At 67.0% G+C, this 19,876-nt stretch carries 19 protein-coding genes; 17 read left to right on the top strand and 2 right to left on the bottom strand.

Annotation, left to right across the window (positions count from 1 at the left end):
- Positions 1 to 8 precede the first annotated feature (8 nt).
- From AC5RUO_RS00905 to AC5RUO_RS00865, 9 genes are all read left to right on the top strand, one after another.
- Positions 9 to 935: a 2-hydroxy-3-oxopropionate reductase gene (locus tag AC5RUO_RS00905; protein WP_494009908.1), complete on the top strand. Its 927-nt coding sequence runs from the start codon at positions 9 to 11 to the stop codon at positions 933 to 935.
- 141 nt (positions 936 to 1,076) lie between these two features.
- Entirely contained in the window at positions 1,077 to 2,855 is a 1,779-nt protein-coding gene (gene gcl, locus AC5RUO_RS00900; RefSeq protein ID WP_494102526.1) for a glyoxylate carboligase, read from the top strand.
- 3 nt (positions 2,856 to 2,858) lie between these two features.
- Entirely contained in the window at positions 2,859 to 4,055 is a 1,197-nt protein-coding gene (locus tag AC5RUO_RS00895; RefSeq protein ID WP_494102525.1) for a glycerate kinase, read from the top strand.
- A complete protein-coding gene (gene allB, locus AC5RUO_RS00890; RefSeq protein ID WP_494102524.1) occupies positions 4,048 to 5,391 on the top strand; it encodes an allantoinase AllB in 1,344 nt (447 codons plus the stop codon). The genes AC5RUO_RS00895 and allB overlap by 8 nt, the downstream gene beginning before the upstream one ends.
- Before the next feature lie 9 nt (positions 5,392 to 5,400).
- Positions 5,401 to 6,018 (top strand): winged helix-turn-helix domain-containing protein, encoded by a 618-nt coding sequence (locus tag AC5RUO_RS00885; protein WP_494009665.1) that lies wholly within the window; start codon positions 5,401 to 5,403, stop codon positions 6,016 to 6,018.
- An 80-nt stretch (positions 6,019 to 6,098) separates the two neighbouring features.
- Positions 6,099 to 6,578, top strand: a complete 480-nt coding sequence (bcp, locus tag AC5RUO_RS00880) for a thioredoxin-dependent thiol peroxidase (protein ID WP_494102523.1) — start codon at positions 6,099 to 6,101, stop codon at positions 6,576 to 6,578.
- A 111-nt stretch (positions 6,579 to 6,689) separates the two neighbouring features.
- Positions 6,690 to 7,688, top strand: a complete 999-nt coding sequence (locus AC5RUO_RS00875) for an aldo/keto reductase (RefSeq protein ID WP_494009667.1) — start codon at positions 6,690 to 6,692, stop codon at positions 7,686 to 7,688.
- Positions 7,689 to 7,742: 54 nt separating this feature from the next.
- On the top strand, positions 7,743 to 8,354 hold the full coding sequence (locus AC5RUO_RS00870) for a GNAT family N-acetyltransferase (protein WP_494009668.1): 612 nt from the start codon (positions 7,743 to 7,745) through the stop codon (positions 8,352 to 8,354).
- A 64-nt stretch (positions 8,355 to 8,418) separates the two neighbouring features.
- Positions 8,419 to 9,189 carry a zinc metalloprotease gene (locus AC5RUO_RS00865; RefSeq protein WP_494009669.1) on the top strand — a complete coding sequence of 257 codons (771 nt, stop codon included), beginning with the start codon at positions 8,419 to 8,421 and terminating at the stop codon, positions 9,187 to 9,189.
- 180 nt (positions 9,190 to 9,369) lie between these two features.
- Here AC5RUO_RS00865 and AC5RUO_RS00860 read toward each other — a convergent pair whose 3' ends face one another.
- On the bottom strand, positions 9,370 to 9,738 hold the full coding sequence (locus AC5RUO_RS00860; RefSeq protein WP_494009670.1) for a hypothetical protein: 369 nt from the start codon (positions 9,736 to 9,738) through the stop codon (positions 9,370 to 9,372).
- Positions 9,739 to 9,998: 260 nt separating this feature from the next.
- Between AC5RUO_RS00860 and AC5RUO_RS00855 the strand changes: the two genes are divergently transcribed.
- From AC5RUO_RS00855 to AC5RUO_RS00840, 4 genes are read left to right on the top strand one after another with little or no spacing between them, the layout of a single operon-like run.
- A complete protein-coding gene (locus tag AC5RUO_RS00855) occupies positions 9,999 to 11,111 on the top strand; it encodes a PP2C family protein-serine/threonine phosphatase (RefSeq protein ID WP_494009671.1) in 1,113 nt (370 codons plus the stop codon).
- On the top strand, positions 11,108 to 13,069 hold the full coding sequence (locus AC5RUO_RS00850; RefSeq protein WP_494102522.1) for a glycosyltransferase family 2 protein: 1,962 nt from the start codon (positions 11,108 to 11,110) through the stop codon (positions 13,067 to 13,069). The genes AC5RUO_RS00855 and AC5RUO_RS00850 overlap by 4 nt, the downstream gene beginning before the upstream one ends.
- Positions 13,069 to 13,401, top strand: coding sequence for an STAS domain-containing protein (locus AC5RUO_RS00845; RefSeq protein ID WP_494009673.1), 333 nt, complete (start codon positions 13,069 to 13,071; stop codon positions 13,399 to 13,401). The genes AC5RUO_RS00850 and AC5RUO_RS00845 overlap by 1 nt, the downstream gene beginning before the upstream one ends.
- Positions 13,394 to 13,819, top strand: a complete 426-nt coding sequence (locus AC5RUO_RS00840; RefSeq protein WP_494009674.1) for an ATP-binding protein — start codon at positions 13,394 to 13,396, stop codon at positions 13,817 to 13,819. The genes AC5RUO_RS00845 and AC5RUO_RS00840 overlap by 8 nt, the downstream gene beginning before the upstream one ends.
- A 27-nt stretch (positions 13,820 to 13,846) precedes the next feature.
- Here AC5RUO_RS00840 and AC5RUO_RS00835 read toward each other — a convergent pair whose 3' ends face one another.
- On the bottom strand, positions 13,847 to 15,088 hold the full coding sequence (locus tag AC5RUO_RS00835) for a GAF domain-containing sensor histidine kinase (protein ID WP_494009675.1): 1,242 nt from the start codon (positions 15,086 to 15,088) through the stop codon (positions 13,847 to 13,849).
- Between the two features lie 245 nt (positions 15,089 to 15,333).
- Here AC5RUO_RS00835 and uraD point away from each other — a divergent pair, with 245 nt between their 5' ends.
- From uraD to AC5RUO_RS00815, 4 genes are all read left to right on the top strand, one after another.
- Positions 15,334 to 15,831: a 2-oxo-4-hydroxy-4-carboxy-5-ureidoimidazoline decarboxylase gene (uraD, locus tag AC5RUO_RS00830; protein WP_494009676.1), complete on the top strand. Its 498-nt coding sequence runs from the start codon at positions 15,334 to 15,336 to the stop codon at positions 15,829 to 15,831.
- Complete coding sequence (gene uraH, locus AC5RUO_RS00825; RefSeq protein ID WP_494009677.1) at positions 15,828 to 16,166, top strand: hydroxyisourate hydrolase; 339 nt, start codon at positions 15,828 to 15,830, stop codon at positions 16,164 to 16,166. Before uraD ends, uraH begins: the two co-directional genes overlap by 4 nt.
- Positions 16,167 to 16,324: 158 nt before the next feature.
- Positions 16,325 to 17,134, top strand: a complete 810-nt coding sequence (locus AC5RUO_RS00820; RefSeq protein WP_494102521.1) for an IclR family transcriptional regulator — start codon at positions 16,325 to 16,327, stop codon at positions 17,132 to 17,134.
- A gap of 225 nt (positions 17,135 to 17,359) precedes the next feature.
- Positions 17,360 to 19,867 (top strand): GcvT family protein, encoded by a 2,508-nt coding sequence (locus tag AC5RUO_RS00815; RefSeq protein WP_494009679.1) that lies wholly within the window; start codon positions 17,360 to 17,362, stop codon positions 19,865 to 19,867.
- The last annotated feature ends 9 nt before the right edge of the window (positions 19,868 to 19,876 follow it).

Here is a 19,876-nt window from a genome sequence, read left to right as displayed (position 1 = left end):
GGGGACCCCTGCGGGCGTGGCCCACACATCGTAAAGACTTTAGAAAGAGAACCATCATGAGCAACGTTGCAGTCATCGGACTCGGAATCATGGGCCTGCCCATGGCCATCAACCTGGTCAAGGCCGGCCACACCGTCACCGGCTTCAACCGCAGCCAGGACAAGATCGACAAGCTCGTCTCCGAAGGCGGCAAGGGCGCCACCAGCATCGCGGACGCCGTCAAGGACGCCGACGTCGTCATCACCATGGTCCCGGACTCCCCCGACGTCGAAGGCGTCGTCACCGGCAAGGACGGCGTCTTCGCCAACGCCAAACAGGGCACCTTGTGGATCGACGCCTCCAGCATCCGCCCCGACGTCGCCAAGCGCCTCTCCGACGAAGCCCGCGAAGCCGGCATCCGCCCCCTCGACGCCCCGGTCTCCGGCGGCGAACAGGGCGCCATCGACGCCGCCCTCTCCATCATGGTCGGCGGCGACAAAGAAGACTTCGACGCAGCCGCAGACGTCCTGAACGCCGTCGGCAAAACCATCGTCCACGTCGGCCCCTCCGGCTCCGGCCAGACCGTCAAAGCCGCCAACCAGCTCATCGTCGCCGTCAACATCGAGGTCCTCGGCGAGGCCATCGCCTTCCTCGAGGCCTACGGCGTGGACACCGACGCCGCCCTCAAGGTCCTCGGCGGCGGCCTGGCCGGCTCTAAGGTCCTGGACCAGAAGGGCCAGAAGATGCTGGACCGCAACTTCGACCCCGGCTTCCGCCTCGCCCTGCACCACAAGGACCTCGGCATCGTCACCTCCGCCGCCCGTGAAGCCAACGTCGCCGTCCCCCTCGGCGCCGTCGTCGCCCAGCTCGTCGCCGCCACCGTCAACCAGGGCGACGGCGCACTGGACCACTCCGGACTCTTCAAGCAGGTCCTCCAGCTCAGTGGCAGGAAATAGGACAGGCCGCAAGTAAGCCCTCCCCCACGAAGTTTTTGTCCAGATAAAGCGACTTACGGGCCTCCCAAGTCGCCGCATCTGGACAAAAACTCCCTTCAGCACACCCAAAAACAGACTTCCCACGCTTTCAAGGAGCACCCCATGAGCAAGATGCGTACCGTTGATGCAGCGGTTGCCATCCTGGAAAAGGAAGGCGCCATCGAGGCGTTCGGCCTGCCAGGCGCGGCAATCAACCCCTTCTACTCCGCCATGCGCGCCCACGGCGGCATCCGCCACACCCTGGCCCGCCACGTTGAAGGCGCCAGCCACATGGCGGACGGCTTCAGCCGCGCCAAGGACGGCAACATCGGCATCTGCATCGGCACGTCCGGCCCCGCCGGCACGGACATGATCACCGGCCTCTACGCCGCCTGGGCCGATTCCATCCCCATGCTCTGCATCACCGGCCAGGCGCCGGTGGCCAAGCTGCACAAGGAAGACTTCCAGGCCGTGGACATCGAGTCCATCGCCAAGCCCGTCACCAAGATGGCCATGACCATCCTGGAGCCCGGCCAGGTTCCCGGCGCCTTCCAGAAGGCCTTCCAGCTGATGCGTTCCGGCCGCCCCGGCCCTGTCCTGCTGGACCTGCCCATCGACGTGCAGCAGGCCGAGATCGAATTCGACATCGACACCTACGAGCCCCTGCCCGTCGAAAAGCCCAAGGCCTCCCGCAAGCAGCTGGAAAAGGCCCTGGACATGCTCACCGCGGCCAAGCACCCGCTGATCGTGGCCGGCGGCGGCATCATCAACGCCGGAGCCTCCGCGCAGCTGGTGGAACTGGCCGAGATCCTCAACGTTCCGGTGATCCCCACCCTGATGGGCTGGGGCGCCATCCCTGACGACCACCAGCTGATGGCCGGCATGGTGGGCCTGCAGACCTCGCACCGCTACGGCAACGAGAACTACCTGCAGAGTGACTTCGTGATCGGCATCGGCAACCGCTGGGCCAACCGCCACACCGGCGGCCTGGAGACCTACACCGCGGGCCGGAAGTTCGTGCACATCGATATCGAGCCCACGCAGATCGGCCGCGTGTTCTCCCCGGACCTGGGCATCGCGTCCGACGCCGGCGCGGCGCTGGCAGGGCTGGTGGAGCTCGCCAAGGAGCGCAAGGCGGCAGGGTCCCTGCCGGACTACAGCGCCTGGGTCGCCGAGTGCCAGGACCGCAAGGCCTCGCTGCACCGCAAGACCCACTTCGAGAACATCCCCATTAAGCCCCAGCGTGTCTACGAGGAGATGAACAAGTCCTTCGGCCGCGACACCATCTACGTGTCCACCATCGGCCTGTCCCAGATCGCCGGCGCGCAGATGCTGCACGTGTTCGGTCCGCGTAAGTGGATCAATGCCGGCCAGGCAGGCCCGCTGGGCTGGACGGCCCCGGCCGCGCTCGGCGTCGTCCGCGGCAAGCCGGACGAGACCGTGGTGGCGCTTTCCGGCGACTACGACTTCCAGTTCATGATCGAGGAACTGGCCGTGGGCGCGCAGTTCAACCTCTCGTACATCCACGTGGTGGTGAACAACTCCTACCTGGGCCTGATCCGGCAGTCGCAGCGTGGCTTCAACATGGAGCAGAACGTGTCCCTGGCGTTCGACAACATCAACTCCCCGGAGACCAACGGCTACGGCGTGGACCACCTGAAGGTGGCCGAGGGCCTGGGCTGCAAGGCCGTGCGCGTGGAGGACCCCAACGACCTCGCCGCCGCCTTCGACAAGGCCAAGGCCCTGATGGGCGAGTTCCAGGTTCCCGTGGTGGTGGAAGTGATCCTGGAAAAGGTCACCAACATCTCCATGGGCGTGGAAATCAATGCCGTGAACGAGTTCGAGGAACTGGCAGAATCCGCCGCGGACGCCCCCACTGCCATCCTGGCGCTGCAGGCCTAAACCATGCGCATCGTCATTGCCCCGGACAAGTTCAAGGGATCCCTCTCCGCCCCGGAAGTCTGCGCGCACCTGGAGAAGGGCCTGCAGCGCGGGGCGGGCGGCAACCTTGAGGTGGTCCGGATTCCGGTGGCCGACGGCGGCGAGGGAACCCTCGATGCCGCCGTTGGCTCCGGTTTCACCCGCCGCACCGCCACCGTCGCCGGCCCCCTCGGCCAGCCGGTGGAAGCGGACTTCGCGGTCCGGAACCACGAGGCCGTCATTGAGATGGCAACCGCCTCCGGGCTGGCCCTGGTCCCCCAGGTGGCACGCGGCGGCCGGCCGGACTCCGCCTCCGCCCTTGCGGCCACCAGCCTAGGCACCGGCCAGCTGATCCGCGCCGCCCTGGATGCGGGCTGCCGCCGCATGGTGTTGGGGGTGGGCGGCAGCGCCAATACCGACGGCGGTGCGGGGCTCCTGCAGGGGCTCGGGGCCAGGTTCCTGGACAGCAGGAACAACGAGCTGCCGCCAGGCGGTGCTGCGCTGGCAAACCTGCACAGCATCGACTTCACCGACTTTGAGCCCCGGCTGGTGGACACACGCTTTGTGCTGGCATCCGACGTCGACAATCCCCTGCTGGGCGCGTCCGGCGCCGCGGCTATTTTCGGCCCGCAGAAGGGTGCCGCGCAGCAAGACGTCGACGTGCTCGACGCCGCCCTGGCCAGGTTTGTCGAAGTCCTGGCCAGGGAAATCGGATTCCGTGCGGTCAAGGCCGCCGAAGCGCCCGGCGCGGGGGCGGCCGGCGGAGTGGGCTACGCCGCCATCGCCGCCCTGGCCGCAACACGCCGGCCGGGCATCGACGTGGTCCTGGAATTCACCGGCCTCGCCGACCGCCTGGCCGGTGCGGACCTGGTGATCACCGGCGAAGGCAGCCTGGACGAGCAAAGCCTGCTGGGCAAGACGCCCATGGGTGTGGCACGTGCTGCCGCCGCCCACGGCATTCCCGTCGTTGCCGTCTGCGGCCGGACCACGCTCCAGGAGGGCCAGGCGGCGGCCGCCGGATTCGGGGAAGTTTACGCTTTGACCGGACTCGAAAGCGATGTAAACAGGTGCATAGCAGAGGCAGCGCCGCTTCTGGAGCAGCTGGGCACCCAGATCAGCGGAAAGCTGGCAGCCGGAGGGTTTGCCGGCACCGCACGTACCAAGGAGGACCTCCGTGTCTGAAGAACGTTTTGACCTCGTCATCCGTGGCCAGCGCATCTTGACCACCGCCGGGATCGCCCCGCGCGAAGTGGGCGTCCGCGGCGGAAAGATCGTGGCCATCGAGCCGCTCGGCAACGGCCTGGCCGGTGCCGAGGTGGTTGAACTCGCCCACGACGAGACGCTGCTCCCCGGGCTGGTGGACACCCACGTCCACGTCAACGAGCCCGGCCGCACCGAGTGGGAGGGGTTCGCCTCCGCCACCCGTGCCGCGGCTGCCGGCGGCGTGACCACCATCATCGACATGCCGCTGAACTCCGTGCCGCCCACCACCACGGTGGCAAACCTCAAGCTCAAGCGCGAGGTGGCAGAGGACCAGGCGTTCATCGACGTCGGGTTCTGGGGCGGCGCGATTCCCGGAAACAAGGCTGACCTGCGCCCCCTGCACGATGACGGCGTATTCGGCTTCAAATGCTTCCTCCTGCACTCCGGGGTGGACGAGTTCCCGCACCTGGACGCGGACGAGATGGAGGAGGACATGGCTGAGCTTAAGTCCTTCGACTCGCTCATGATCGTCCACGCCGAGGACTCGCACGCAATCGACCGGGCCCCGCACCCCGGCGGCGACCACTACGAGACCTTCCTCGCTTCCCGCCCCCGCGGCGCTGAGAACAAGGCCATCGCCGAAGTCATCGAGCGGGCCCGCTGGACCGGTGCGCGGGCGCACATCCTGCACCTCTCGTCGTCGGACGCCCTGCCCATGATCGCTTCGGCAAAGCGCGACGGCGTCAAGCTCACCGTGGAAACCTGCCCGCACTACCTCACGCTGATGGCGGAGGAAATCCCGGACGGCGCCACCGCGTACAAGTGCTGCCCGCCCATCCGCGAGGCCTCCAACCGGGAGCTGCTCTGGCAGGGCCTGCTGGACGGCACCATCGACTGCATCGTCTCGGACCACTCCCCCTCCACCCTTGACCTGAAGGACCTGGAGAACGGCGACTTCGCCGTGGCCTGGGGCGGCGTTTCGTCGTTGCAGCTGGGCCTGTCCCTGATCTGGAGCGAGGCCCGGCACCGCGGCATCCCGCTGGAGCAGGTGGTTTCATGGATGGCGGAGAAGCCTGCCAGCCTGGCCCGGCTCACCAACAAGGGCCAGCTGGCGCTCGGCTACGATGCCGACTTCGCCGTCTTCGCCCCGGACGAGGCCTTCGTGGTGGACGTGTCCAAGCTCAAGCACAAGAACCCCATCACCCCCTACGACGGCAAGACCCTTTCCGGCGTGGTCCGCAAGACCTTCCTGCGCGGCGCCGTGGTGGACGGCCAGACCCCCACGGGCAAGCTGATCCGCCGCGGCGGAGTGTAAGGACGCGCCATGGCAGTGGAAGTCCACCACCCGCGGACGGCCCACCGTCCGCGGGTGGTCCAGCCCAAAGCTGCCGCCCGCGGACTGGCCGTCTGGGTGGTTCCGGAGGAGGGAACCAGCCCCGAACTCCTGGCCCGCGCCGCCCAACTGGTCCTTGCCAGGGCCCTGCAGACTGCTCCGGAGGCGGAAGTCCATTGGCCTGCTGCCGGAGCTCCCAAAACGGTGCCGTCGCCGTCCCCCTCGGAGGACTCCCCGCAGGGGGACGACGGCGGCGCCCCTTCCCTCCCGCCGTCGGCCGGTCCCGTCAGCCGCATGGCCGTGGACCTGGCCGCCGATACCGTCCTGCTGGATGGCAAGCCGGTGCCGCTCACCGGCGTCGAATTCAAGGTGCTGCGGTACCTGGTCACGCACCTGTCCCGGACCGTCAGCCGGGAGGAACTGCAGGAGTTCCTGGACTCGTTCGAGACGCCCGGCGCCTCTGCCCGGTCCATCGATGTCTACGTGGGCAGGATCCGCCGGAAACTCGGAAATGCACGCCACGCTGTTGCCACCGTCCGTGGTGGCGGATACCAGTTCATGCCGGGCCAATGCGCCACTGTTCGCGGCCCGGCGGAATACTGCATATGACGCCGGAGTTGTACCACTGAGCGGGAAGCCGCTTCACTTGTTGTTTGGCCATTATTGACCGACCCTTCCAAAGGAACACCATGAGCCCCACCCTGACCACCAAGCTGCAGCCCGGAACCGAGGCCCCTGACTTCACCCTCAGGGACGCCCAGGGCCGCGAAACTGCCTTGGCCGACTACCGTGGCAAGAACGTCATTGTGTACTTCTACCCGAAGGCGGCCACCCCCGGCTGCACCACCGAGGCCTGCGACTTCCGCGACAGCCTGGCCTCCCTGCAGGGGAAGGGCTACGAGGTCATTGGCATCTCCCCCGACGCCCCCGCGGCCCTCGCAGGCTTCAGCGGCGACTTCTCCCTGACCTTCCCGCTGCTCTCCGACGAGGACCACGCGGTTGCCCTGGCCTACGGCGCCTGGGGCGAGAAGCTGGTCAACGGCGAAATCGTTGAGGGCATCGTCCGCTCCACAGTGGTGGTGGACCCCGACGGCAACGTGGTCCTGGCGCAGTACCAGGTCCAGGCCGACGGCCACGTCGCAGCGCTGAAGGAAGCCCTGGGCATCTAGGACCCTCTCGCACTTCCTGCGCCTTTCCAGCCGACGCTCCTGCACTTGCTGCAGGGGCGTTCGGCGTTTATTTACCTTTTAGGCTCCGGCCTTCCTGGGTACGGGGAGCGCATGGACAACACAGAGAGCCAGGACCAGGCAACGCTGCGAAGCCGGATGGGGCGCCTCGGCTTCGGCGGGACCGGCGTCGGCAACCTTTACCGCGCGATTTCCGATGACCAGGCGGCTGCCACCGTGGAGGCGGCGTGGGACGCCGGCATCCGCTATTTCGACACCGCACCGCACTACGGGCTCGGCCTGTCCGAGCGGCGGATCGGCGCGTTTCTCCGGAACAAACCGCGGGATGGATTCATCGTGTCCACCAAGGTGGGCCGGGTCCTGGTTCCCTCACCGGCAACCAGGGATGACCGGGATCCGGAAGGCTTCGACGTTCCCGCGGACCTGCGCCGCGAATGGGATCCCTCGGAGGCGGGGGTACGGCGCAGCATTGAACAGTCGCTGGACCGGCTGGGCCTGGACTCCATCGACATCGCCTACCTGCACGATCCGGACGTCTACAGCATGGAAGATGCGGTGAAGACGGCGCTCCCTGCCCTGGAAAAGGTTAGGGCCGAGGGCCTGGTGCGGGCCATCGGCGTGGGCACCAACACTGCCAGCGCCGCACTGGAGTGCGTGGAGGCGGCGGACCTGGACTTCCTCATGTTGGCGGGCAGGTTCACCATGCTCGAGCAGCCGGGATCCGATGACCGCCCGGGCGCCGGACTCCTGGACCGCTGCCTGGAACTGGGGACCGGGGTGGTCAGCGTCGGCGTCTACAACTCCGGCATCCTCGCCAAGCCCGACCTGCCGTCCGATGCGCACTACAACTACTCACAGGCGAGCGAAGAGATCCTGGACAAGGCCCGGCGGCTCGCCGCTGTGTGCAAGGAGCACGGTGTGGAACTTCCCACCGCCGCCATCCAGTTCCCCTACCGGCACCCCGCCGTCGTTAACGTCACGGTGGGAGCCAGCAGGCCTGAGCAGATCCGTGAAAGCGCGGAGCGGATGGCCGCGCAGGTGCCGGACGGGCTGTGGCAGGACCTGCAGGAACAGGGGCTGATCCCGGCATAGGGGCACCGCCGGATCCGTTGCCGTGTTGTCCGGTGCGGTGACAGGATGGCGTCTATGGCGATCGAGGTCCGTCCCGCAACCACTTTCGAGGACGTCAGGGCGCTGGTGGGGCCCAAGCGGCCTGACGCCAACGTCTGCTGGTGCCTGAGCTACCGCATCCCCTCGAAACTGAACCAGTCGCTGCAGGGAACGGAGCGCGGTGAGCTGGTAAAGAAGCTTGTGGGGCAGGATCCCCCGCCAGGGGTGCTGGCGTACGACGGCGGCGAGCCGGTGGGGTGGGCAGCGGTCCACCCGCGTGCGGACACCAGTTTCGCCGGGAACCGGAAGATCCCGCACGTGGACAGCCTGGAGGTGTGGTCGGTGTGGTGCATCCGCGTGCGGCCGGGCCACCGCGGCAAGGGCATCTCCCATGCCCTCCTGGCAGGTGCGGTGGACTTCGCCCGTTCCTACGGGGCACCCGCCGTCGAGGGCTACCCAGTGGACAACGGCGGCTCGAAGGTGGACCTCACCATGGCCTACGTCGGCACCCGCAAACTCTTCGAGGATGCCGGTTTCACCAAGGCAGCGGACACGCAGTCGGTTCTCAACGGATTCCCGCGGGTGCTGATGCGGCTGGATCTTCGACGAGTGCGTGCTTCCCCTTTTGAAGGCATAACGCTGCTGTAACGACTCCTCCCCTAGCATGCGGGCGTACGTAAAACCCGGACATGATGCAAAGGCAGGGAGAGCCATGGAATCGGCCGCTGAAGAACTGGTCCACCGTCTCGGGGACACCTTCGTCTGCGCTACCGAGGGACGCGGGCACGCGACCCCCGGCGGGCGCCCGCCGAGCGAGATTGTGGTCGATGCGACGGAGGGCTTCGTTCCCCTGTGGCACCCGGGCACCATCCTAAAATGGCGCTTCCAGGAGCGGTCCTTCGCGCTCGCTCCCAACCCCGGGCAAAGCAAGGGCGTGGTCAGCGAGCTGATGGGCGAATGCCTGCTCCGCTGGGGCACCGCCGCACCCGTCAGGTTCACCCGGGACGACGATCTGTGGGATTTCGAGATCGTGCTGCGGAACGCCCCGGACTGCACCCCCGCCGGCTGCGTCCTGGCCAGCGCATTCTTTCCCGACGGCGGGCGGCACCAACTGACCATCTACCCCACCATGTTCCAGCAGGTAAGAGAAGAACAGGTGGAGACGATGCTCCACGAGTTCGGCCACATCTTCGGCCTGCGCCACTTTTTCGCCAATATCCGGGAGACTGCGTGGCCCTCGGAGGTCTTCGGAACGCACGAGCCTTTCACCATCATGAATTACGGGGCCAACAGCAAGCTCACGGACGCGGACCTGGGTGATTTGAAGGAGCTCTACCGGCTGGCGTGGAGCGGCCATCTGGCCAACATCAACGGCACCCCCATCCGGCTGGTGCACCCCTACAGCTTTACGGGATCAATGGTGCTGGACGGGGTGGGCTCGGTTCCCTCCACGCTGCAGCCGGCCGCACGGTCGGCAGCCTAGTGACTGCCTAGGGTTTTTTCCACCATTTCCGGGACCAGTCCCGCTCCATTGCCCAGAGCGCCAAGAGCAGCGCATCCGCAGTCATGAGTCCGGCGATAAGGTACGCCCACCCGGCCATCCAACCCACTGCAATCTCCTGACTGTCTCCCCCAGCCACTCGATTGCTCCTAAGTGTGACACCTAAACCGCTGCGGCGGAACGCCCCAAATCCACAGACCTGAAAAGTGCCTCCAGCCTGTTGTGCGCCTCGGTCTCCAGCTTCAGCCGGCGCGTCAACCTCTCCACCTGGTCGGACATCGCGGCCCCCACCGGCAGCCTGTCGCCGGGCCAGCTGGAAACTTCCCGCGACTCCCCGAGTGCCGCCGCGAGCGCCTTCGCCGCGGCACGGACCTTCCGGGAGTGGACGTAAACGCGCAACAGCGCCCTGGCTTTGTCGATGCCCGCCCGGGCCAAGCCCGGCGGCACGTGATCGGCGTCAGCTGCCGGCCCGTCGGCAACGGCCGGCCCGGCAGGCGCCGGCGTCCGGTACGTGATCTTCATTTTTCCCATGGCTGCTCCCGCCTTCCCGCAAGCCGTCCAGCTTCCGGGGGCCGTCGTCGACCGTTCTCCTGCCCGGAAGATCTGTCACTTCGAGTGTCCCGAACCATGCTCAACGTCCGGGCAAGCGGATCCCAAGATTGCCGCAAGATCCTGCAAGGGCTCAGAACAGCGCCGTAGACGGCCTGACGGAACGGGTCCGGACAAGCCTGAAAAGCACTGTGAAGTCCCACGACATGCCCCGTCGCGGTTAATACGGTAGAAGTAGAGTCATGGTCTCAACCTCCGAAATTCGTCGTGCCGTTGTCATCGAGGACGACCCCGACATCCGGGGTCTGCTGGTCCGCGTGCTGGAAAAGCAGGGGTTCGAGGTATCGCAGGTGGGTGCGGGGCTGCCGGGCGTGGCGGAAGTCCGCCGCCTGCAGCCTGACCTCGTCACGCTGGACCTGAATCTTCCGGACCTGGACGGCCTGGAAGTCTGCAAGCTGCTGCGGGAGTTTTCGGACGCGTTCATCGTCATGCTCACCGCCCGGGCGGACGAACTGGACAAGCTGACCGGGCTGGACAACGGGGCCGACGAATACATCAGCAAACCGTTCAGCCCGCGCGAACTCCAGTCCCGGATCAACGCACTGTTCCGCCGCCGGCCCTCGGCCGCCGCTGATTCCGCGGCCCGCAGCGAACTGCAGCGCGCCACGGAAGTGCAGCAGAGCCTCCTTCCCAAGGAGGACATCCGGGTGGAGGGCTACGACGTGGCCGGCGTGTTCCGCCCCTCACGCAGCGTGGGCGGCGACTTCTACGACTGGTACCAGACCCCCGACGGGCTCCACCTCACCTTCGCCGACGCCATGGGCAAGGGCATGGGCGCGGCCCTGATCGCCGCAACGGTGCGCGCCGTCATGCGCTCCACCGGCCACCGGCCGGACCTGGATGCCGCCTTCGCCTCCGCCAGCAAGGCCATCGCCACGGACCTGGACTCCTCCAACTCTTTCGTCACCCTGTTCCACGCCCGGCTGGAGGCGGCGTCAGGGAAGGTCAGCTATGTCGACGCCGGCCACGGGCTGGCGCTTCACGTCCAGTCAGGCGGGACTGCCGGGCGGCTCCCCTCCGGCGGCCCGCCCGTGGGTGCGTGGACGGGAACGGACTGGCCGCAGTCGTCTTTTGAGCTGGCACCCGGAGATTCCCTGGTGGTGGTCAGCGACGGAGTCCTGGACGTTTTCGAGTCAGTGGAGGACTTCAGGGAAGCCGTCCGCACTGCCACGCTGGCCCATGGCTCCGCCCATGCCGCCAGCAGCGCCATCATGGCCCTGGCCCCCGCAGAGACGGCAGAGGACGATGTCACGGTGGTCGTGGTCCGCCGGCTGCCCGAGGAAGTTACGGGATGACCCGCTTCCTGACCCGCCTGGTAGTGGTGCTCACCGTCATCACCGGCGTCAACTACATCACCTGGCGCTGGCTGGCATCGCTGAACTGGGATGCCTGGTGGATCGCCCTGCCGCTAGTGGTCGCCGAAACCTACAGCCTGATCGACGTCATGCTCTTCGGCATGACGGTATGGAAGCTGAAGATCCGCAAGGGCGCGCCGGCGCCGCCGCACGATGCCACCGTTGACGTCTTCATCACCACCTACAACGAAGACCTGGACATGGTGATGACCACCGCCCTGGCGGCCCAGAAGATCCGGCACCCGCACAGCACCTGGATCCTGGACGACGGCGCCCGCCCCGAACTGAAAGCCCTCGCGGAACAGCACGGGCTGGGCTACGTCACGCGCAGCGAGGACTGGACCTCGGACCTCCCCCGCCATGCGAAGGCCGGCAACCTGAACAACGCCCTCATGCAGACCTATGGCGAGTTCCTCCTGATCCTGGACGCGGACCAGATCCCTGAACCGGACATCCTGGAAAAGACCCTCGGCTACTTCAACAACCGCCGCGTCGCCCTGGTCCAGACACCGCAGTATTTCAGCAACGTCCCCGCCGATGACCCGCTCGGCAGCCAGGCACCCTTGTTCTACGGCCCTATCCAGCAGGGCAAGGACGGCTGGAACGCCGCCTTCTTCTGCGGCTCCAACGCCATCCTGCGCCGCGAGGCCCTGATGCAGCTGGGACTGGTGGGCTACGTCAAGGAAACAGAAAAGAGCATCCGCCGCGCGCTGGCAGCGTCCCAGACCGCCATCAAGAAGGCCCGGAAGTCCGCTGACATGGAGTCACCGCTGGTGGCCGAGGTGCTGGACGAGGTGGAGGCGGCCACCCGGGAGGCGCAGAAGGAACTCGACGCCGGGCAGTCGCTCAGCGAGATCACCTACCGGGTCCGCCGCCGGGTCGACGCCGCCGTGCAGACCCTGGTGATGGCCGACGTCGAAGCCCTGCAGTCCGACCTCGAAGAGATCGCCGCAATGGAACTCGCCCACGTGGGCGACGCCGGGGTCCCCGTGGTGGCCGACGACGCCGTCCAGCGCATGTCCCGCCGCGACTGGTCCCCGCTGGGCGCCCTGGAGTCCGTGCAGGCGGTCCTGGACGCACTCTCCGTGGAACGCAATGACGAGGCCCAGCCCGTCATGCCCCTGGCAATCATCTCCGTCACCGAGGACATGGCCACCGCCATGCGCATGCACGCCATGGGCTGGGAGAGCGTCTACCATCACGAGGTTCTCGCGTACGGCCTGGCACCGGAGGACCTGAAGACCATGCTCACGCAGCGGCTGCGCTGGGCCCAGGGCACCATCCAGGTGCTGCTGCGCGAGAATCCGCTGGTGCAGAAAGGCCTGAAGCTCGGCCAGCGGCTGATGTACTTCGCCACCATGTGGACCTACCTCAGCGGCTACGCGGCCGTCATCTACTTCGCCGCCCCCATCATCTACCTGCTGCTGGGCATCCTCCCGGTCACCAGCCTGAGCTGGGATTTCTTCATCCGGTTCATCCCGTTCATGGTGGTCAACCAGATCCTGTTCGCCGTGGCCGGCCGCGGCATCCCCACCTGGCGGGGGCAGCAGTACAGCCTGGCCCTGTTCCCCACCTGGATCAAGGCCTGCTCGACGGCGGCGCGGAACGTCTGGTTCGGCCGTCCCCTCGGGTTCGCCGTCACCCCCAAAGCCCGCCAGAGCGGCGGACCCAGCTGGAGCCTGATCCAGCCCCAGATCGTGGTGTCCGCGCTGCTGGCCGTGGCCGCCGTCGTCGGGATCATCCGGTTGGCCGCCGGCCTGGCGGAACCGCTGGGCACGCTGGTGAACGTCGCCTGGGTCATTTTCGACCTGGTGGTCATGAGCATCCTGGTCCGCGCCGTGCTGTACAAGGGGTATGAACCGGCCGCAGAACCCGCAGTTACAAAGAAGGAGTCCTGATGGAATTCAGTTACGAAGTGCGAAATTCGTACGCGGAGGTCAAGGCGGACGGGCGGCTCAACATGGTATCCGCCCCCAAGCTGCGTGAGTTCGTCACCGACGTGATCGCCGGCGGGTCCAACCGGATCGTGGTCAACCTGGAAAAGACCGCCTTCATGGATTCCTCAGGCCTCGGTGCGCTGATCGGATGCCTCAAGGCGGCCCGCCAGGCAGGCGGCGACCTCCGGATCGCTGCCGTCCAGCCGCAGGTGAAGATGGTCCTGCAGCTGACCAGCATGGACAAGGTCCTCACCGCGTACCCGTCGGCCGACGAGGCGTTCAGCAATGACTGACGTCCTGGCCTCCCGCAGCTTCCGGGGACCCGCTGCGGAGGAGGCCGTCGAATCCGTCCACAACGACCTGGACAGCTTGTGGCTGGACGTCCCCTTCGTCCAGGACATGGACCAGATGACGTTCACGACGGCGGTCATCGAGTCCGTCTCCAACATCGTCCAGCACGCCGAGCCGGCCGGGGACGAACCGGTGGGGCTGGGCGTGGACATCACCGTCCAGCCCGCGCTGCTCGAGGCCCGCGTCAGCGCCTACCATGCCAAGCCGCCGTTCGGGCCGATGGAACCTTCCGACCCCGGTGAAGACGCCGAATCCGGCCGGGGCCTGGCATTGATCGAAGCACTGGTCACCACCGTCACCTTCGAGCGGCAAGACGGGACGAACACCTGGGTGCTGTCCCGGACGTCGTTGCAGGGCTGACCAACCCGCCCCACCCTGGGAGTCCGGTTAGGGCTTTGCTGGGAACAGCACCGAGACTGTGGTGCCGCCGCCGGGCGTCCCGCTGATGGACAGTTCGCCGCCGTGCGCCTGCGCGATGCGGCGGCAGGTGGCAAGGCCCAGTCCCGTTCCGGGGCCGTCCCCCGGACGGTTCAGCCGGACCAGCGGTTCCACTGCCCGCTGCCGGTCCGCCGCCTGGATGCCCTTGCCGTTGTCTGCCACGTGGATGGTGACACCCCGGGGGCAGGTTCCGGCGGTGACAGTGACCTCAAGCGGCCGCCGCGGGTCCCGGTAGTTCAGCGAGTTGGCCAGGAGGTTCTGCACCAGGGTGCGCAGCTGTCCCCGGTCGGCGAATAGTTCAGCGTCCTCGCACAGGATCCCGCTGCCCAGCCCCAGGTCCACGCCGAGGTCCTGGGCGGCTTCTGCGGTGACAGCCAGCAGGGAAACCCGCTCGGGGTTCAGGGCTCCATCGGCCCGGGAGTAATCCAGGACGTCCTCGAGCGTGGCGAGCATGCGCTCCCCGCTGTTCCTGATGAGCGTCAAGTACTCCCCCGAGGGGTGCCCCGGCGGGATCTGCGGATCATCCTCGGCGAACTCCACGTAGCCCAGGATGGTGGTCAGCGGAGACCTCAGGTCGTGGCTGACCCTTCCTGCAAACTCGGCCAGCATCGCGTTGCTGCGCTGCAGCTCCTGCAACACGGCATCGAGCTGGAGCGTGCGGTGCTGCAGCTCCAGCAGCTCCACCACCTGCTGGGCCAGGACTTCGAGCAGGCCGATCTGTTCCGGTGTGGGAAGCTCCGCCTGGTCCGAGAAGACGCAGAGCGAGCCAAGCACCAGCCCGCCGGCAGTCACCAGCGGCACGGACGCGTAGAAGCGGACGTCGGCGATCTGGCCCGTGACGAAGGGGTGGGCAGAAAACCGGGGATCGTTGGAGGCGTCCTGCACTACGGTGGTGCCAGGGTTGAGGAAGACGGTGGCGCACATGGAGTCCTCGCGCGAGCAGATCCCCGGGTCGATGCCCGAGGCCGCAATCTGCAGCTGCTGATCCGATGTGATGATGTTGACCACGCTGTACGGCACCCCGCAGAGCGAGGCGGCCAGCCGGACCAGGCTGTCCAGCGTGTCCTGGGCCCGTTCATCCGCAAGCGCCGGTATTTCCCCCGGCACCGCGGGCAGGAGCCCGTATTCCCTCAGCCCAAGCTCGCGCCCGGCATCCCGATCGGTCAGCATTTGCATAGCCGCACCGTCCATATTCTTTTCTTCCCCAGCATGTCAGCCCGGGCCCCAGCGGCCCTTCCGTGATGATACCGGTGAAGCCCGGGCGGTGTTGTAATCTCTTGACACCGGGCAGCACCTGCCGTTGAATATTACGTATGCTGAAATAACAGTTCCATGATGCGGAAGCTTGTCGTCCACGCTGCCGGCAGGTCCGGGAAGTCCGGTCTCCGCATAGCCGTCACCATGGATGCCAGCATTCGTACCGAGGACCAGCCAGCATGAAGCTTGCCGAATTCAACACCGCGGACCCTGCCGCGGCCGCGGACACTCTCCGGCCCTGCATCGATGTGAGCAGGTGGGTTGACGCCGTCGCCGCCGCCCGACCGTTCTCCACCAAGGAAGACCTCCTGGCCTTCGCAGCGGAGGCTGCCAACCCCTTCACTTCCGCCGAAGTGGAGGCAGCCATGGCCCACCACCCCAGGATCGGGGAACGGCCGACGGCGGCCACCGCCGAAGCCTCCATGTCCCGTTCCGAGCAGTCAGGCGTTGATCCGGCGGATGCCGCTGCCGCCGAAGCCCTGGCGAAGGGCAACCGGGACTACGAGGAAAAATTCGGGCGTGTCTTCCTGATCCGCGCCGCCGGCCGCACTGCCCCGGAAATCCTGCAGTCCCTCAACGAGCGACTCGCCAACTCGCCCGCCCAGGAAGACACCATCGTGGCCCAGCAGCTGCGCGAGATAGCCGTCCTGCGGCTGGAAGGACTGATCACCGAATGAGCGTCTCCCACGTCACCACGCACATCCTGGACACCGGCGCCGGACGCCCGGCGGCAGGGGTCGCCGTCGTACTTTTGAAGAACGACGGCGGCACCTGGCTGGAGCTGGCCAAGTCCATAACCGATGCGGACGGCAGGGCCAAGGACCTGGGGCCTGAGCAGCTGCAGCCGGGGCACTACAAGCTCAACTTCGCTACCGGCAGCTACTACGCCGGACTGCAGACGGCCACCTTCTTCCCGGAAGTGGACCTCGTGTTTGAAGTGACGGGCAGCGAGCACTACCACGTGCCGCTGCTGCTAAGCCCGTTCGCATACTCCACCTACCGCGGCAGCTAGGCTCCGCAGCGCCCGCGGCGTTCAGCCTGGTTCATGGAATGTCAGCCCAGTCACAAAACCCGGCATAGGATCGGAACGGTGACTAATGAAGGGGCTGCCGGCTTTCCGTGCAACCTTGCGGCGGGCAGTGGGCCGCAGAAACTACGTGGGAGTGGATCATGGCTTCAAACAGGGACCTTGAATCCGACGCCGAGGCCGAGGGCGGCCAGCACGGCGGGGTCCAGTCGGTGGAACGCGCGCTGACCGTCCTGGAGATCCTTGCCCGCGAGGGCCATGCCGGAGTGAGCGAGATTGCCGAGGAAATGGGAATCCACAAGTCCACGGTCTCCCGGCTGATGGGCTCACTGGTGAGCCGTGAAATGGTGCACCAGAACAGCGACCGTGGCAAGTACCAGCTGGGGTTCGGCATCCTGAGGCTGGCCAGCTCCATCCCCAGCCGGCTGAGCCTGGTCCGCGAGGCGAGGCCGGTCCTGGAAAGCTTGGCCCTGGAATACAAGGAAACAGTTAACCTGGCCGTGCTGCGCTCCAACTATGCAGTGAACGTGGACCAGGCGATGGGTCCCTCCACGCTGGCCACCTACGACTGGGTGGGCAGCCTGACGCCCCTGCACGCGACGTCCAGCGGAAAGATCCTTTTGGCCGCGCTAAGCGCGGACGAGCGGGACCGGATCCTGAAGGAAACGGGCCTGCCCGCCCGCACTTCCCGCACCGTCACCAGCCGGACGGAACTGGACAAACAGCTCCACCAGGCCGCCGCCCAGGGATATGCAGTGGTGCGGGAGGAATTTGAGATCGGCCTGAATGCTGTGGCGGTTCCCGTCTACAACCACCAAGGCGTCGTGGCGGGGGCAATCAGCATCTCCGGGCCAGCCTTCCGGTTCGATCCCGAGAAGACGCCGGGCCTGCTGGAGGCCCTCAAAGAGGCCGGCCTGAAGGTCAGCACCAACATGGGATACACCCGCCGCTGAACGCCAATGCCCCTGGACCAGGGTCCGGGGGCGTTTCCATGCGTCCGGCTGTTGCAGTCCGGAGGCCTGGGCTTGGTGCTGCCCACAGCATGCTTGACATTGACTGTGTGCTGCATCACTCTTGTTGCATATAGCGATCCGTGTTGCTCATGGCGAAGAAGCTGAACGGCCCCGCATCGCTTGTTCCGCCGCCCTGCCAGCCGCCGACCAGGAGAACCACAGGCTATGAGCGCATCACCGCGCGTCGTCATCATCGGAGCCGGCATCGTCGGCACCAACCTTGCCGACGAACTCACCAGCCGAGGCTGGACCAACATCACCGTCGTCGAACAGGGGCCGCTGGAACTGGCCGGCGGGTCCACGTCGCATGCGCCCGGCCTGGTCTTCCAGACCAACCCGTCCAAGACCATGACGGAGTTCGCCACCTACACCGTGGACAAGCTGCTCTCCCTGACCGCGGACGGCGTCTCCTGCTTCAACCAGGTGGGCGGGCTGGAGCTGGCCACCACCGAAACCCGGTTGGAGGACCTCAAGCGCAAGCTCGGCTACGCCACCTCCTGGGGCGTGGACGGCAGGCTGATCGACGCGGACGAGTGCGAGAAGCTCTGGCCGCTGCTGAACAAGGGACGGCTCGCCGACGGCCGCGGCATCCTGGGCGGCCTGTTCGTTCCCTCGGACGGCCTCGCCTCCGCGGCCCGCGCCGTCCAGCTCCTGATCGGCAAAGCCCGCGAGGCCGGCGTCACCTTCCTTGGCTCCACGCCCGTGACCGGCATAGAGCAGGCCGGCGGCAAGGTCACCGGCGTCCAGACGCCCGACGGCGTGATCCCGGCAGACATCGTGGTGTCCTGCGCCGGCTTCTGGGGCCGCGAGCTCGGCAAAATGGTGGGCCTTCAGGTCCCGCTGCTGCCACTGGCCCACCAGTACGTCAAGACGACTGCGGTGGAGGCGCTGCGCGGCGCCAATGAATTGCCCAACGGGGCAAGCAAGCCCATCCTGCGCTACCAGGACCGCGACCTGTACTTCCGCGAGCACGGCGACCGGATCGGCGTCGGCAGCTACGCCCACAAGCCCATGCCGGTGGACATGGCCCGCCTTCCACGCGTCAGCGCGGACCAGATGTCAGACCACAACATGCCCTCCCGCCTGGACTTCACCCTGGAGGACTTTGCCCCGGCCTGGGAGGACTGCCAGGACCTGCTGCCGGCCCTGCACACCGCCCAGATCCACGACGGGTTCAACGGCATCTTCTCCTTCACCCCGGACGGCGGCCCGCTGATGGGCGAGGCCCCGGACCTGCACGGGTTCTTCGTGGCCGAGGCCGTGTGGGTCACGCATTCCGCCGGCGTGGCAAAGGCCATGGCCGAACTGCTGGTGGAGGGACAGTCCCGCACCGACCTGCACGGCTGCGAACTGACCCGCTTCGAGAAGGTGCAGACCTCCGACGCGTACGTCAGCGAAACCTCCCAGCAGAACTTCGTGGAGATCTACGACGTCCTGCACCCGCTCCAGCCGCGGGAATCGCCGCGGGATGTCCGGGTGAGCCCGTTCAACGTGCGGCAGAAGGAGCTCGGCGCGTTCTTCCTCGAGTCGGCAGCCTGGGAACGTCCGCACTGGTTCGAGGCCAACCGCGGACTCCTGGAGCACCTGCCCGCCGAGTGGCAGGTCCCGGAGCGCGATGAATGGGCCGGCATGTTCTACTCCCCAATTTCCGCCGCCGAGGCGTGGAAGACGCGGACCGCCGTCGCGCTTTACGACATGACGCCGCTCAAGCGGCTGTCCGTTACCGGGCCGGGCGCGCTGGACCTCCTGCAGCGCCTCAGCACGGGCAACATCGCCAAGAAGCCCGGCGCCGTCACCTACTGCCTGCTGCTGGCCGACGACGGCGGTATCCGCAGCGACGTCACGGTGGCCCGGCTTGGGGAGCAGGACTTCCAGCTGGGCGTCAACAGCAACGTGGACTTCGACTACCTGCGGGTGGAGGCACGGCAGCAGTCGGCCGCCGATCCCGCCCGCTGGGTACACGTTACGGACATCACCGGCAGCACCTGCTGCATCGGCCTGTGGGGCCCGCTGGCGCGTGAAGTGATGGGCAAAATCAGCACCGACGACCTCAGCAATGACGGCCTGCGCTACTTCCGCACCAAGGAGATCAGCGTGGGCGGCATCCCCGTCACGGCCATGCGCCTGTCCTATGTGGGCGAACTCGGCTGGGAGCTGTACACCACTGCCGAGTATGGCCTGAAGCTCTGGGACCTGCTCTTCGAAGCCGGCCGGGAGCACGGCATCATCGCCGCCGGCCGCGGCGCGTTCAACAGCCTGCGGCTGGAGAAGGGCTACCGGCTCTGGGGCACGGACATGACCTCCGAGCACCATCCCTACCAGTCCGGCCTCGGCTTCTCCGTCGCCAAGGACAAGACCGGCTTTGTGGGTGCTGAGGCCCTGGCCGCCCGCAAGGAGCAGCCGGCCGCCCAGACCCTGCGCTGCCTCACGGTGGACGACGGCACGTCAGTCGTGCTGGGCAAGGAACCCGTCTACGTGAACGGCGAAGCCTCCGGCTACGTCACGAGCGCCGCCTACGGCTTCTCCATTGGCAAGCCGCTCGCCTACGCCTGGCTGCCGACCGCCGTCGGGGTGGGCGATGCCGTCGAGATCGAATACTTCGGCCGGCGCGTGGCTGCCACCGTGACAGCCGAGCCGCTGTTCGACCCCGCCATGGAGCGCCTCCGCGGCTGACAAGCCCAA

Source organism: Arthrobacter sp. Y3221087 (assembly GCF_059089905.1).
The sequence above is the reverse complement of the archived record's forward strand: the minus strand, read 5'-3'. Positions and strand labels throughout refer to the sequence as shown.